Annotated in this window: 12 protein-coding genes; 5 read left to right on the top strand and 7 right to left on the bottom strand. The window is 65.7% G+C overall.

What is annotated here, in order from left to right; genetic code table 11:
- Window positions 1-40 precede the first annotated feature (40 nt).
- The 5 genes from ACS8YF_RS10420 (at window position 41) to ACS8YF_RS10440 (ending at window position 4,892) form a co-directional block, all read left to right on the top strand.
- The gene (locus tag ACS8YF_RS10420; protein ID WP_440850154.1) at window positions 41-718 is read left to right on the top strand and encodes a GntR family transcriptional regulator; all 678 of its coding nucleotides are present in this window, start codon (window positions 41-43) and stop codon (window positions 716-718) included.
- Between the two features lie 133 nt (window positions 719-851).
- Entirely contained in the window at window positions 852-1,883 is a 1,032-nt protein-coding gene (locus ACS8YF_RS10425; protein ID WP_440850155.1) for a TRAP transporter substrate-binding protein, read from the top strand.
- A gap of 12 nt (window positions 1,884-1,895) precedes the next feature.
- A complete protein-coding gene (locus ACS8YF_RS10430; protein ID WP_440850156.1) occupies window positions 1,896-2,456 on the top strand; it encodes a TRAP transporter small permease in 561 nt (186 codons plus the stop codon).
- A 62-nt stretch (window positions 2,457-2,518) separates the two neighbouring features.
- Window positions 2,519-3,826, top strand: a complete 1,308-nt coding sequence (locus ACS8YF_RS10435) for a TRAP transporter large permease (protein WP_440850157.1) — start codon at window positions 2,519-2,521, stop codon at window positions 3,824-3,826.
- A gap of 7 nt (window positions 3,827-3,833) precedes the next feature.
- Complete coding sequence (locus tag ACS8YF_RS10440) at window positions 3,834-4,892, top strand: AbrB family transcriptional regulator (RefSeq protein WP_440850158.1); 1,059 nt, start codon at window positions 3,834-3,836, stop codon at window positions 4,890-4,892.
- Between the two features lie 65 nt (window positions 4,893-4,957).
- Here ACS8YF_RS10440 and ACS8YF_RS10445 read toward each other — a convergent pair whose 3' ends face one another.
- From ACS8YF_RS10445 to ACS8YF_RS10475, 7 genes are all read right to left on the bottom strand, one after another.
- Window positions 4,958-5,899 (bottom strand): ABC transporter substrate-binding protein, encoded by a 942-nt coding sequence (locus tag ACS8YF_RS10445; protein ID WP_440850159.1) that lies wholly within the window; start codon window positions 5,897-5,899, stop codon window positions 4,958-4,960.
- A 264-nt stretch (window positions 5,900-6,163) separates the two neighbouring features.
- On the bottom strand, window positions 6,164-6,508 hold the full coding sequence (locus ACS8YF_RS10450) for a DUF202 domain-containing protein (RefSeq protein WP_440850160.1): 345 nt from the start codon (window positions 6,506-6,508) through the stop codon (window positions 6,164-6,166).
- Window positions 6,501-6,887, bottom strand: a complete 387-nt coding sequence (locus tag ACS8YF_RS10455) for a YidH family protein (protein WP_440850161.1) — start codon at window positions 6,885-6,887, stop codon at window positions 6,501-6,503. The genes ACS8YF_RS10450 and ACS8YF_RS10455 overlap by 8 nt, the downstream gene beginning before the upstream one ends.
- Window positions 6,888-6,959: 72 nt before the next feature.
- On the bottom strand, window positions 6,960-7,853 hold the full coding sequence (locus tag ACS8YF_RS10460) for a hypothetical protein (RefSeq protein WP_440850162.1): 894 nt from the start codon (window positions 7,851-7,853) through the stop codon (window positions 6,960-6,962).
- Window positions 7,850-10,774 carry a molybdopterin dinucleotide binding domain-containing protein gene (locus tag ACS8YF_RS10465; protein ID WP_440850163.1) on the bottom strand — a complete coding sequence of 975 codons (2,925 nt, stop codon included), beginning with the start codon at window positions 10,772-10,774 and terminating at the stop codon, window positions 7,850-7,852. The genes ACS8YF_RS10460 and ACS8YF_RS10465 overlap by 4 nt, the downstream gene beginning before the upstream one ends.
- Window positions 10,775-11,137: 363 nt before the next feature.
- Window positions 11,138-12,688: a 4Fe-4S dicluster domain-containing protein gene (locus tag ACS8YF_RS10470; RefSeq protein WP_440850164.1), complete on the bottom strand. Its 1,551-nt coding sequence runs from the start codon at window positions 12,686-12,688 to the stop codon at window positions 11,138-11,140.
- Window positions 12,689-12,840: 152 nt separating this feature from the next.
- Window positions 12,841-13,704: a LysR family transcriptional regulator gene (locus ACS8YF_RS10475; protein WP_440850165.1), complete on the bottom strand. Its 864-nt coding sequence runs from the start codon at window positions 13,702-13,704 to the stop codon at window positions 12,841-12,843.
- Window positions 13,705-13,945: the final 241 nt, after the last annotated feature.

Below are 13,945 nucleotides of genomic sequence, written 5' to 3' on the forward strand. Positions count from 1 at the left end.
CTGAAAAACGCATCGGCGAGCGCGAGATCAACGAGGAGAAATGGCCAATAACGTATCCCGCGGCGAAGCCGCCTACCGGCAGCTCAAGGAAGCGATCCGGTCCGGCTCGCTGGCACCCGGCACGCGCGTGCGCGAGGTCGAGATCGCCGAGCGCTTCGGCATCAGTCGTACCCCCGCCCGCGAGGCCATCCGGCGGCTGGAGAGCAAGGGGCTGATCTCGATCGTGCCGCATCAGGGTGCGGTGATTTCGTCGCTGGATCACCAGCAGACCATGGAGCTGTACGACCTGCGCGAAATTCTGGAAGGCTCGGCGGCCGGCTTCGCGGCCCGCCATGCCTCGGCCGCCGAAGTCGAGGAACTGGCCGAGCTGGTCTCTTCCGAACCGCCGTTCGCGGACGATCCGCACCGGCTGGCCGAGCTGAACCGGGTGTTTCATGCCTCGCTCTATCGCGCGGCCCATAACCGGTTTCTCGAACATGCCCTGCTCGACCTGCGCGATGCCATGGCACTGCTCGGGGGTACCTCGCTGCGGGTAGTCGGGCGCTACGACAGCGCCCACGACGAACACGAAGCGATTATCGCGGCCTTGAAAGCCCGCGATGAAACAGCCGCCGAAACGGCCGCGCGGGCCCATATCCGCAACGCCCAGCGTGCACGCCTGAAGCTGATGCGCGCTAAGATGTTCAACGCCGACGAAACCGGCGCGGCCTTCGAATAGGCGCCGGTGTGGTCGCGGTAGCCCGCGATCTACAACATTAGTCGTCTATCACCGTACGCATTCCTGTGTATACATTGATGTACGAATGCGGCGGGCCGGCCGCTTTGGGGTCATGAAACAGGGTGAGACGAGTATGAGATATTCCCAAAAGAATCAAAGCGTTGGTTTCAAGTGGGTGGGCGGCGCGCTGGTCGCGACGTTCGCCTTCCTGGGCGCCCAGAGCGCCAGTGCTGCGGACCTGACTATCCGCATGGCCTGGTACATGCCGCCCAATACGGCCGTGGCCGACCAGGGCCAGGAGATTGCGAACAAGATCGAGTCGATGAGCCACGGCAAGATCGCCGTGCAGACCTTCCCCTCCGGCTCGCTGCTCAAGGAATCCAACATCGGCCAGGGCGTAGCGAACAACACCGCCAACATGGTTATCAGCGGCATGCACTGGTGGTCCAACCAGGCACCATCCCTGCAGTGGGATACCATCCCGTTCCTGGTCGACGATGCCTCCAACCTGCTGAAGAAACTGCACGGCCCGCTCGGGCAGGATGTGAACAAGCAACTCAACCGTTTCGGTACCCAGGTGATCGGTTGGAGTTTCTACGGCTATGCGCTGAGCTATATCAACAACAAGCACCCGATCAAGGTGCCCTCCGACCTCAAGGGCCTGAAGCTGCGCTCCGAGGGCAAGCTCTCGGCCCAGTTCCTGAAATCCGAAGGCGCCACCCCCGTTGCGATGGACTCCAGCGAGGTCTATACCGCCATGCAACGCGGCACGCTGGACGGCGGCGTATCCGGCTTGTCCTCGATCGTGTCGCGCAAGTGGTATGAAGTCGGCAAGTACGTCACGGCCATTCACTATGCGCCGCTGGTCTACCCGGTGCAGGTCAACCGCCAGTGGTGGATGAGTCTGAAGCCGGGCCAGCGCGCAACGATCAAGAAGGCCGTGGCCAGCACCGAAAACGATGCGGTCGCCGCGATCGAAAAAGAGTTCAAGGACGACATCGCGCGGATGAAGAAGAACGGCAATGATGTCTATCGTCCGACCGACGCCCAGCTCAAGACCTGGCAGCAGGCCACCGAAGCCCAGGCACGCAAGAACTATCTCAAGGATGCGGGCGCCGAGGGCAAGAAGATTCTGCACGACGTCGACGCCCCCGTCAGTCAGTAACCGGATCAGGCCATGACCAGCGAGCGTCACCCTCTCTCGCGATCCGACAGCGCGCGCCGGCCTGTGCTGGCCGGCGCCGCCCGGGTATTCGGGTGGCTCGGGCAGACCGCCGGGGCGGTCGCCGCGGTCATCACCCTGATGCTGACCACCTCGGTACTGCTTGGCATTACCCTGCGATCCGTGTCGATCGACAATTCCTGGACCTACGATCTCGACACCTTCGCCCTGATCTGGCTCGCCTTCCTCGGCGCCGCCTACACCGGCTATCGCGGTGCCCACGTCACCTCCGGCATCTCGCTGGAACATCTGTTGGGGCGCGGGGCGATGGTGCTGGTCCTGGTGCGATTCGTGCTGGTCGCCGGCTTTCTCGCGGTGTTTATCTACTCGGGCTACACGCAGGCGCACAGCAGCTGGATGTTCAACGAGAAGACGCTGGACACCGCCCAGTGGCCGGTCTGGGTTGCCAAACTGGCGTTGCCGGTGGGCGGCGCCGGCTGGCTGGCCGCCGAGGTTCACAAGCTGCTCGCGCTTTTGGCCGGCACCGCACCCGCAGCGACCCAGCCCGCCGACTGACAGGACGCCCCGCCGCCCTTCCGACCCTCTTCCCACCTCGCGTGTTTTTTCGGTAGCCGACTATGCATTTCATCCTGATGCTCGTGGCCCTGTTCGCTCTGCTGATTCTGGGCGTGCCGATCGCGATCGCACTCCTGATCAGCGGCGTACTCGGCTACATGCTCACGATCGGCGTCGATCCCGGCATCAACGCCCTGGCCCAGATTTCGTACTCGGACGTGAACTCGTTCGTGATCATCGCCATCCCGCTGTACATCCTCATGGGCCAGATCATGCTCAAGGGCGAGGCCGGGCGGGACCTGTTCGACTTCGCCCAACGCATGACCCGGCGTCTGCCAGGCGGACTGGTCATCGCCGCGATCCTGGCGAGCGCCATTTTCGCGGCCATTTCCGGCTCGTCGACCGCCACCGCCGCCACCATCGGCTCGATCAGCATTCCGGAGATGATCCAGCGCGGCTATGACAAGCGCATGGCCGCCGGCGCGGTGGCCGTCGCGGGCAGCCTCGGCATCCTGATTCCGCCGAGCATCTCGCTGATTCTCTATTCGCTGGTCACCGGCGCCTCGGTCGGCAAACTGTTCCTGGCCGGCATTCTGCCCGGCCTGATGCTGGCACTGCTGTTCGCGGCCTATACGGTGGTCCGTACCGCGGGCGGCGCGCGCGCTGCGGCCGGCGCGCCGGCCCGCACGGCCACCGCCGATACCGGGGACGACCTGCCGCCGATGTCGCTCGGCATGATCGGCAGCCTGGCCATGATCGTGGTGGTGCTGGGCAGTATTTACGCCGGCCTGGCCACGCCCACCGAGGCCGCGGCCATCGGCGTCGCCTATGCACTGATCCTGACCCTCGTCGTGAAACGCACGCTGGGCGCCCGCCTGCTGGGGCTGGCCACGCTGGACAGCGTCAAGACCAGCGCGATGATTCTGATGCTGATTGCCGGCGCCTCGGTGTTCGGCAATACCTTATCGCTGCTGCGCGTGCCGCAGGACGTGGCAAGCTGGCTCGACAGCCTGCAGCTCGCCCAGTGGCAATTTCTGATCGCCATCAATGCGTTGTATCTGCTGCTCGGCATGTTCATGGATGCCTCGGCGGCGATCCTGGTCACCGTGCCGATCCTGCTGCCGGCGCTCAAAGCGCTGGACATCGATCTGATCTGGTTCGGCGTGATCCTGGTGATCAACATGGAGATCGGCGCGGTGACGCCGCCCGTCGGCATGAACCTGTTCGTGGTCCAGTCGCTATCGGACGACTACACCATCACCGACGTGCTGCGTGGCTCACTGCCCTACGCGCTGATGGGGCTGGTCGGTCTGGCCCTGGTGATTGTCTTCCCGCAGATCGCGCTCTGGCTGCCCTCGTTCAGCCGGTAGGCGCCGCATGACCGATCTCCGGCGCGCGGCCGCTGCGCTGCGACCCCTGGCCGCGGCCCTGGCAGCCGCCACCGCCGGTGGCGGCGTGTTCGCGCTCGCCCATCTGCCCATGCCCTGGCTGCTGGGCGCGATCACCGGCACCGCGATCACGGTGATGAGCGGCGTCACCGCGCGTATCCCCAAGTGGCTGCGCAACGTCGTGCTGGTGGTGATCGGGCTGATGATCGGCGCCACGCTACAGCCGTCCATTCTCGGCAATCTCGCGCGCTGGCCGATCTCGCTGTGCGCGGTGGCACTCTACGTCGGGCTGGTGACCACCGCCCAGTATTTGTTCTTTCGCCGCGTCGGCGGCTACGACGCGCCCACGGCCTATTTCTCGGCCGCGCCGGGCGGCTTCATGGCCATGACCGTGATCGGGGCCGACTACGGCGGCGCCGAACGCGTGATCGCCCTCATGCATGCCGTTCGGATCGTGCTGGTGGTGTTCGTGCTGGTGTTCGGCTTCCATCTGCTGGCGGGCCACGTCGGCCCGGGGCACGCGAACCGTTATGTCGCGCTGGCCGATGTGCCGGCCAGCCACTGGTTGATCCTGGTCGGGGTCGGCGCCATCGGCGCCGCGGCCTCTAAAGTGCTGCGGCTGCCGGGTGCGATCATGCTCGGGCCGTTGATGGCGATGGGCGTGGTTCAGGTCAGCGGCCTGGCCACCGTCCATGTACCCAATGCCCCGATCCTGATCGCCGAAGTCGTGCTCGGCAGTTCCATCGGCGCACAATTCGCGGGCGCCAGCTTCGCCGAGGTCCGGCGGGGACTGCTGTTGTCGCTGGCCTCGACCCTGGCCATGCTCGTCATATCCGCCGGCTTCGCCTTCAGCCTGCATGCCCTGACCGGACTGGACCTGGAGGCCCTGTTCCTGGCCTTCTCACCGGGCGGCATGTCGGGCATCTCGCTGATCGCCCTGGCACTCGGCATCGAACCGGCCTTCGTGACCGTACACAACATGCTGCGCGTGCTGATCATCCTGATCGCCGGCCCGGCGGTGTTTTCGGCGCGCCAACGCACACAATAAAAAAGCCGGAGCCCGCCACGCGGACTCCGGCCCGGCCAGCGCGAAGCTGGCGCTTTAGCAGTCGATCAACTGCCCAGTTTCTTCTTCACCGCGGCCAGCGCGTCGCCCGAGCCGTCGGCGGTCTTCACGCCGTCCAGCCACTGGGCGACCGTATCCATATGGCCCTTGATCCAGTTGTCGGCCACTTTCTTCGCCGACTGGTGCTTGTAGCCATACTCGTAAATCCACTGACTCTGGATTTTGGACGGCACCACCATTTGCTTGAGGAAGCGGGTGACATTCGGGTTGCTCTTTTCGAACGCCGGATTGATGGCGGTGTAGACCGACGAACCGCCGCCCCAGATTTTCTTTGGATCCTTGAGATAGTGGAGGTCGTATTTGATGTTCATCCAGTGCGGCTTCCAGCCGAGGAACACGATCCACTGTTTCTTCCGGATCTTGCGGCCGGCCTCGGTCAGCATGACCGCGGTGGACGACGGACGCAGATTCCAGCTGCCCAGGTTGTAGGTGTTGTTCTTGATCGCGGCCTTGACGATTTCATTGCCGTCGTTGCCGGCCTCGATGCCGTAGATGCGATGGTGGAACTTGGCGGCATGCTTGTTCAGGTCGGCGATGCTGTGCACGCCGGCGTTCCAGACGTAGCTCGGTACCACCAGATCATATTTCGCGTCCGGCACATTCTTGACCAGGAGGTTGATCTTGCCGGACTTCACCATCGGCTCGACGGTCGACTTCTGGGTGGGCATCCAGATGCCCAGATCGGCATCCACGTCGCCGCGCGCCACCCCCTGAAGATCGATGGTCCAGCTGGCGTTGGTGAGGTTGGTCTTGTAGCCCATCGCTTCCAGAAGCTGGCGGGCGACCGTGGTCTTCACGGTCACCCCCGGCCACGGCGCGGCACCGAACTTGACCGTTTCCGCCTGGGCAGTGGCGACGATGCCGGTGGCCGCCACCAGTACGATGGCCGCTGCGCTCAGCCGCGCGGCCCACGATTGAAACCGTTTCATTTGAATCCCTCATTAAAACCGAATCATGCGGCACGTCGATACCCGTTTCGGCCGGCACGATCCTCGCATGATAACACTCGGTCCGCGGTCACCCGCCGAAACGGCGCCCAAGGAGCAGCCGTCCGGCCAGCGCAACGACGGCCGCGCTCAAGCCGTTGCCGAGACCCAGTGGCAGGGCGTGATCACCGACGCCAGCGTAACAATCCAGGGGGCCAGTGCGCCCACATCGCCGGCGTGCGCGCGGCGACTTGCCGCAGCGAGCGGCTACCAACGCGACCACACCGGTGCCAGCACCAATACCAGCGTAATCACGGCCAGCAGTATCGTGCCGCAGGCAAGCAGCCCGAGCGACACCCAGTCGGCCAGCGGCTCCGGCAGCGGCCGGCGCTCCAGGGTCTTGCGCCGTTGCCGCGAGGTAAACAGCGCGAACATGAGCAGGCCGACCGCCAGAGCCGCCGCGGTCAGGTGCAACCACAACGGCGCCGACATGTCATGCCGGAACAACAGCAATACACCGTTGACCGCGAAGGCCAGCGAAGTGCGCGCCCAGGCGAGATCGGTACGCTCGGCCTGGAGCCCCGGCCGGCCGGGTATCAGACGCTCAGGCACCGGTTTTCACGCCGTAGATGAGCACCAACAGCATGATGATCAAACCGACCACGATCACGCCCAGCGCCAGCAGCCAGGGCATCAGCGTGGAGGGCAGCGGCGCATCGATGCGCATGGCGCGCTGCGAAGCCCGCCAGCGCAGCGCGCTGCCGGCCACCACCGCCATGCTGACGATGGCGAGCAACGCCGCGATTGCCTGGCGGCCTTCGGGTATGCCGAGGTCGGGGACCAGTTGCACGATCGCGACCGAACCCGCCAACAGCGCCAGCGCGGTACGAATCCAGGCCAGAAACGTGCGTTCGTTGGCCAGGGTGAAGCGATAGTCCGGCTCGTGCTCCTCGGGGCAGGCATTAGAAGATTGTTCGTTTGGCTCGCTCATCGGTCGTCAGTATCGGGGTTGTCGGGATCAAAAAACAGGGCACGGCGGGCACGGCGCGTGCGACGCCCGCGCTCATGCACGCCGGGCGAACGCTTGACGCGCCGCGCCGGCCAAATCGGCCAGGGCCGCGGCCGTGGACTGCGCGCGGGCCGACCAGAATTTGCCCACCACGCCGAGCGCTTCGATTTCGTCGGCCCGCGCGCCGGCCTGGCGATACGCTTCGACGCTCAACCAATCGAGCGCGGCCGGCGCGTCCTGGGTCACGAGCTGGCGCAAGGCGAAGGCGCGGCTGTTCTGGATCAGGCCGGCTTCGAGCGCGATCACGGCACGGGTGAGATCGGCCTTGGAGAGCACGATGCCGCTGGCGGCGGGCACCAGCAGTGCGCGCACGGCCGCGTCCACCGACTCGGCACCAGCCAGATCGGGTGGCGCCGGGGCTGCACGAAGCGACAGCGGCAAAACCGTCGGCGGCGCGACCGCATCGGCCTCTGCAAGCAGTACCTCGCGCGCCAGCCCGGCCCAGCCGTCGTAAGGTGCCGGCGCGCTGCGGCCGAGCGCGTCGAGATACGGCATCGTCCAGGACAGCAGATGCTCCCAGAGCAGCGCGGTGCGCGCATGCCCGGCCCGCGCATCGGTCGTCGCACGCTCGACCAGCTCGGCGTAGTCGGCCAGCAGCGTCGACAACACATCCGGCGCCGCCTCGTCGACCGCGGCCCCCAGCAGACGCCGGAAATCGGCGACCCGGGCGGCCGCCGCGCCACCGATCTGGCCGCCCTCGCCCAGAATCGTCGAAGCGAACGGCGGACATTGCTCGATAAAAGCCCCGGTATGCGCGATGCGCCAGTCGTCGGCATGGGGCAACGGCGGCAAGCCCAGCGCACGGGCATAGTCGTCATGGGGTGACGACGGCGACTCGGCCACAGCGGCCAGCAGTCGCAGCAGGTCGGCCGAAGCGCTCGTGCTCACGCCGTGCGCTCCGGCAGCTGACAGGCGTCGGCGGTCGGCTTGAGGGGGCGCAGCAGCCAGCCCGGGCGACGTGTGCCGTCGGGCGAGACCTTGTCCGCCGGGCGCGTCATGGCCAGCCACTCGCGATAGACGGCGTCGGATTTCTCCAGATCGACATGGATCTGGCCCGGCACGTCGCCGGGCTCGGCCGGGCGCACGCGCACCGCCTGGTGCCAACAGTGCTGGCCCGAAATCGGGTCTGGATGCACGCCAAAGGTGAGGTTCTGATGCACGCCCACCGCCGTCCACCACACGCGCCTGGCGTCAGGGCCGGACTGGGGGGCCAGCGGCTGCTTGTTCTCGACCGGCCTGAGCGACCAGCCCCGGCCGTCGTGCGCCAGCGTGGTTTCCATCGTGCGCTGGTGGTGATCGCTCGTGCCGGTGAACTGCCAGCGGCCCATGTGGTGGCTACAGGCGACCACGCCGGGGCGAATGCCCTGGGTGACCCAGGCTTCGGCGACGAAGAAGCCGAGTTCGGTTTCCACGCGAATACGCTGGCCGTCGGCAATGCCGAGCCGGTCCGCGTCGCGCGGATGAATCCAGACCGGGTTGTTGTGGGCCAGCTCGCTGAGCCATTTCGCGTTGGCGCCGCGCGTATGGATCTGGGTCGGCAGGCGAAAGGTCGGAATCAGCGGCATCTGGTCGGCGGCGAGTTTGTCGCGGTGGATATGGCTTTTGATATAGGTCGGCAGCGCGGCTTCCGGCCAGCCCCATTGCGCCAGCGTCGAGGAATAGAACTCCAGCCGCCCGCTCGGCGTGGGAAAACCGGCGCGGACTGTGCCGTCGATCGCCACGCCCGCCGGACGGCGGCCCTCGGCGTCCGGCGCCGGGTCGGGCGTGGGCGCGCCGTTGACCCGGGGCGGGGCTGGCGCACGGGTATAGACGCGGCCGTGCGGGTCGATGTGTTCGTCCTCCAGCTCGGTGTCCGGCACCGGATTTTCGTACAGGGCCTCGCCCACCGCGCCAATCGAGACGTTGCCGTAGCGGCGCATGTAGGCCAGCGGCGTCAGGCCCTCGGCCTCGGCTTTTGCCGGCAGACCCGGGATCGAATGCTCGAAGATCCAGCCGTAGTACTCGTCCAGCGAGATGCGCTCGCCGGGGCTTTTCATCGACTCGACGTGGCCCCGGATGCCGAGTGATCCATCCGGGTCGATCCGCCAGGTCAGCTCCAGCCAGAATTCGTTTTCCTCCCACACCTCGCCGGGATTGACCTGACGCGTGTCGGTGATGGTTTCACCGAGGCGCTCGCGGGCCGCCCGCGCCACCGGCTGGCGGAAGGTGACCCAGTTTTCGTTATGGGTCTCGGTCGAGACGAGATCGTGGCGCTCCGAGGCATGACCCATCGGCAGCACGAAGTCCGCGAAGTAGGCGGTTTCGTTCCAGGTCGGGGTGAGCGCGGCATGCAGGCCGATCCGCGATTCGTCCGACAGCATCTCGACCCAGTCGAAGCCGCCGGGATTGGTCCAGACCGGGTTGTAGACGCGGGTGAAGTAGGTATCGATGGTGCCGCGGCCTTCCTTGAGGAAATGCGGCAGCAGGAACGACATCTCGTTCATGCCGAGCGGGTATTCGAGCGGGAAGGTCAGGTCGTTCCAGTGCGCCGGATGGCCGGCGCTGACCGGGCGCTTGCCGACGAACTTGGTCCAGCCGCTGGGATAGGTCGACCCTTCCACACCGATCGCCCCCAGCAGGGCATTGAGCAGGAACATCGTGCGCGAGACCTGCCAGCCGCCAAGATTGCCGGCCGCCGCCGAGCGCCAGTTCTGGCTACAGAATCGGGTGCCCGCCCCGGCGATGGTCTCGGCCATGGCCTCGATCTGTGCCTCCGACACCTGCGATTCGGCCGCCGCGTATTCGAAGGTGTAGTCGGCATAGAGCGCGCCGAGCACTTTTTCGAAGGCCTCGAAGGTGGCCGGCGCGGCCGGGTGCTCGGCGCTCATGTATTCGTGCCAGTTCCACCAGCGGCGCACAAACTCGCGGTTATAGCGCCGGGTCTCGATCAGATGCCGCGCCACGGCGAGGAAGATCGCGGGTTCGCTGCCCGGATACGGCGCGATCCAGTGGTCGGCATGGGTGGAGGTGTTGGACATACGCACATCCACCACAATCAGCCGCGCGCCGCGCTTCTTGGCTTCCATGATGCGCTGGGCGTGCGGATTGAAGTAGTGCCCGGCTTCCAGATGCGCGCTGGTCAGCAGGATTACATCCGCGTTGGCGAAATCGTTGCTCGGCCGGTCGTAGCCCATCCAGTACTGAATACCGGCCCGCCCGCTGGACGAGCAGATGTTGGTATGCGAGTTGTGCCCGTCCACGCCCCAGGCTTTGAGAATGTCCTCGGTGAAGCCGTCCTCGCCGGGCCGGCCGACGTGATACATGATCTCGCGGTGGCGTTTTTCGACGATGGCGCGACGGATACGCCCGGCCAGCGTATCCAGCACCTCGTCCCAACTCACGCGCGCCCATTTGCCCTCGCCCCGTGCGCCGGCGCGCTTGAGCGGATACAGAATGCGATCCGGGTCGGTGACCTGGTTGATGGTGGCCGGGCCCTTGGCGCAGTTGCGACCGCGGGAACCGGCATGTTCGGGATTCCCCTCGAACTTGCGCACTTCCAGGCTTTCGCGGTCCACATAGGCGAGCAGGCCGCAGGCCGATTCGCAGTTGAAGCAGGTGGTCGGCACCAGCATGTAGTGTTTTTCCTGCCGCTTGCCGGTACCCGGCACCGGCTCGAGCGCGATCCAGTCGTCCCAGTGTTCCCTGGGCGGAAAGCTCGCGAGGTTGATACGGCTGGCGCCGGGGTAGAACGTCTTGCCCTGCGCCTCGGTCTCGCTTTTGAATGCCGAGACCCGAGCGTTGAGTGCCGCGATCCAGTTCGTGGGTTTCATGGCCGATCCTCCAGGCGCCGGCACGCCGCGATGCGCGGGCCGTGCGTCAAACCAATCCGTCCGCGGATCGACACAGATTCACGCAGATCGGAGCGACAATTCTCGGGTAGCGACGAACCACGGCGTAGATCATCACGACCGAAACAATTGTCAGCCACGCGGAATGAAAAACATCGCATTGTTTTATCTGCGTTCATCTGTATGCATCTGCGGATGAAAATGCCTTCTGCATCGGAATCCCGCTGCTTGTAGCGCCGACTCGGGCGTAGAGGACCACGAGTCCGCGCTCGTCGTTGTTTTATACCTGCATGGATCGGCGTCGATCTGCGGACAAAGAGTCTTTGCGAACGCATCTCGTATCCCTCAGGCCAGCGGTACGGCCTGGCCGCCCTGCACGAAGGCATGCTCATAGGCCAGTGGGCCGAGGAAAGCGAACAGACACACCCAGACGCCGAGCCAGGGGGCGAGCAGGCCGATTGCAGACAGCGCCACGCCGACCGCGAAAAACGTCCGGAAGCGGCCACGCGTCATTTCGTAATGGGCGATGCCGGCATGCTCGCTGGGGCTGGGCGCAGTGAACTCGGCGCCCACGAAGACCAGATGCAGTAACGTCGCCGCGCCGGTCATCCAGAGCACGAACTGGGTGGTCTCGGGCGCGAAGATCATGGCGAACGGCACCACGACCGCCGAGCCGGCGGCCATCGCCTGGGTGAGCAGGTGCGGGGCCAGCAGCGGGTTCTGCCACAGATCGCGGGCCTTCGCCTGACCGAACAGGAAGGCGGTATAGATCGAACTGAGCACCGCCAGGATCGCGCCCGGCGCCATCAGCCACACCGATACCCAGGTCGCGCCGAAGATGCTGGAGATGAAATGCACCAGCAGCAGCGCGCTGTAGGCGACCAGGATCGCGCCGCCCTTGACCAGCCAACTCTCCCATCGGCCTCGCCAGAAGATCATCCAGAACCGGAACGGATGCGACAGATCGGCCACCAGCAGCAGGCACGTCACGGCCACGAAGAAACCGCAGCCGACGGGTGCGACCCAGCGCCACAGCGGATTGCCCGCATCCATGAAGCCGGTCGCGACCAGCAGCCAGGCCATCAGATACATGCCGCTGCCGATGTTCTTGGTCCAGGTATAGGCCGAAACGCGCCAGTCCCAGGGGCTGCGGTGGGTCTGGTCGTAGGACAGCTTGGTGGCCGCCGAGGAATTGCCGCCGAGCGGATTGCCGGACGGCACGATGTTGTCGGCAAAGCCGCCGCTGCCTTTGGCCTGCTGGGCCCAGGCGAACTGCCCGCCGGCCGGGCGCGTGGCGGCCAGCGGATCGAGCGTGGCCTGGTGGGCGCCCTTGTAGAACAGCTTCGGGCGAGTGCTCTTTTCCGGCTTGCGTACCATCACCGGCTCCCGGTTGACCGCCTGGGCCACGCGCGAGTCCGGGTCGTTGAGGTCGCCGACGAAGATCGACTGGGTCGGGCAGACCGTCACACAGGCCGGCTCCAGGCCGGAATCAATCCGGTGCGAGCAGAAATTGCACTTCTCGGCCGAATGATCCTCGGGGTTGATGAAGATCGCGTCGTACGGGCAAGCCGCGATACAGGCCTTGCAGCCGATGCAGATGTCCTTGTTGAAGTCGACGATGCCGTCGGCGCGCTTGTACATCGCCCCGGTCGGGCAGGCCGTGGCGCACGGCGCATCCATGCATTGATTGCAACGCGTGACCTGAAAGGCACGACGCGAATCCGGAAACGCGCCGACATCGACGGATTTTACGTACGTCCGCGATACGCCGACCGGCACATCGTTTTCCGACTTGCACGCCGTAGTGCAGGCATGACAGCCGATGCAGGTGGTCTGATCGATGACCTTGGCCCAACGTGGAAGTGCGGGCTCGTGGGGCCGGGCGACATCCGACATGGCAGCTCCCGTTATTCTTCTTGGCTATTTTGTTATATCCCAAACTCCAAGCTACCGCACCCGGGCTCTGCCTTGTATTGCTTATTAATGAACGCATCCATGCCTTTAAGGCATAGCGATATCCTCGCTATGCGGGCCGCGCCTTCGCCGGCTCAGTCCGCCGACATCGCGGCGGTGATGAACGCCCTGGCCGCCGGCGGCAGATAAGCGCCGCGTCGCGTGACCAGCCTCAGCTCCCGGGTGATCTGCAATGCATCCGAGCCGAACACCACCAGCACGCCGCGTGCGAGTTCATCGACGATGGCGATACGAGGCAACCAGGCCACCCCGCCGCCATGAATCGCGGCCTGCTTGAGCGCTTCCGTATTGCTGAATTCCATGACCGAGGCGCCGGCCATGGGCGTGGTGGCGATTCGGCTCTCGATGAGTTCACGCGTGCCGGATCCGGGTTCGCGCAGCAGCAGCGGCAATGTGCTGCGGTCGTCGGTCTCGCGCGCCAGACCTGCCGAGAGTACCGGCACGATCACATCGGTGCGAAAGGTCGTGGCCGTCAGCCCGCCCACATGCAAGGGGCCTTCAATGAAACCGATCAGGTAACGCATGTCGGCCACGCCCTCGGCGACGTGGCGGGTGTTGTCGACGTGCAATGCAATGTCGATCGCCGGCTGCGCGCGACCGAAGGCCGCGAGTATCGCCGGCAGCACATACGTTCCTACCGTATTGCTGGCGCCGATCGCAAACCGGCCGGCCCGTGCGCCCGCCGCGGCGTCCATGGCGGCACGGGCTTCGGCTTCGAGCGCAAACAGGCGCGCGGCGTAGTCGGCGAGCAAACGCCCCGGCTCGGTGAGCCGCATGCCGCGCGGATGGCGATCAAACAACCGGACCCCGAGGCGCTGCTCGAAGGCGCGCAGTTCACGCGACAAGGCGGGCTGCGTGACGTGCATCACGCCACTGGCGCGCGACAAGCTGCCGGTACGCGCTACGGCATGGAAAATCGCAAGATGATGCAGGTTCATCATCGGGCGGCCTCCCGGCGAAGCGAGCGCCTGTGGCGAATTCGTTGGCCGATGTGCGGCATCAATTCGTTATATTAACGGCAAACTCATCGACCGCGGTACGAGGGCGTAACGGCGCGATCGAAACAGACAGGCCGGCAGTACCGCGGCGCGTCCGCATCCTGCCGGCGGTCGACCACGGCGGTGGCCGCGGTCACCGCCCGAGCACGACGACCGGTCGAATGTCTCTTTCATCAGCCGC

The sequence above is a fragment of the Salinisphaera sp. SWV1 genome, assembly GCF_052044155.1.
Classification (GTDB): Bacteria; Pseudomonadota; Gammaproteobacteria; order Nevskiales; family Salinisphaeraceae; genus Salinisphaera.

What these genes read in the sequence shown, in the direction of transcription:
- ACS8YF_RS10420 (WP_440850154.1), top strand. Translation starts at nt 41, where the DNA reads ATGGCCAATAACGTATCCCGCGGCGAAGCCGCCTACCGGCAGCTCAAG.
- ACS8YF_RS10425 (WP_440850155.1), top strand. Translation starts at nt 852, where the DNA reads ATGAGATATTCCCAAAAGAATCAAAGCGTTGGTTTCAAGTGGGTGGGC.
- ACS8YF_RS10430 (WP_440850156.1), top strand. Translation starts at nt 1,896, where the DNA reads ATGACCAGCGAGCGTCACCCTCTCTCGCGATCCGACAGCGCGCGCCGG.
- ACS8YF_RS10435 (WP_440850157.1), top strand. Translation starts at nt 2,519, where the DNA reads ATGCATTTCATCCTGATGCTCGTGGCCCTGTTCGCTCTGCTGATTCTG.
- ACS8YF_RS10440 (WP_440850158.1), top strand. Translation starts at nt 3,834, where the DNA reads ATGACCGATCTCCGGCGCGCGGCCGCTGCGCTGCGACCCCTGGCCGCG.
- ACS8YF_RS10445 (WP_440850159.1), bottom strand. Translation starts at nt 5,899, where the DNA reads ATGAAACGGTTTCAATCGTGGGCCGCGCGGCTGAGCGCAGCGGCCATC.
- ACS8YF_RS10455 (WP_440850161.1), bottom strand. Translation starts at nt 6,887, where the DNA reads ATGAGCGAGCCAAACGAACAATCTTCTAATGCCTGCCCCGAGGAGCAC.
- ACS8YF_RS10465 (WP_440850163.1), bottom strand. Translation starts at nt 10,774, where the DNA reads ATGAAACCCACGAACTGGATCGCGGCACTCAACGCTCGGGTCTCGGCA.
- ACS8YF_RS10470 (WP_440850164.1), bottom strand. Translation starts at nt 12,688, where the DNA reads ATGTCGGATGTCGCCCGGCCCCACGAGCCCGCACTTCCACGTTGGGCC.
- ACS8YF_RS10475 (WP_440850165.1), bottom strand. Translation starts at nt 13,704, where the DNA reads ATGAACCTGCATCATCTTGCGATTTTCCATGCCGTAGCGCGTACCGGC.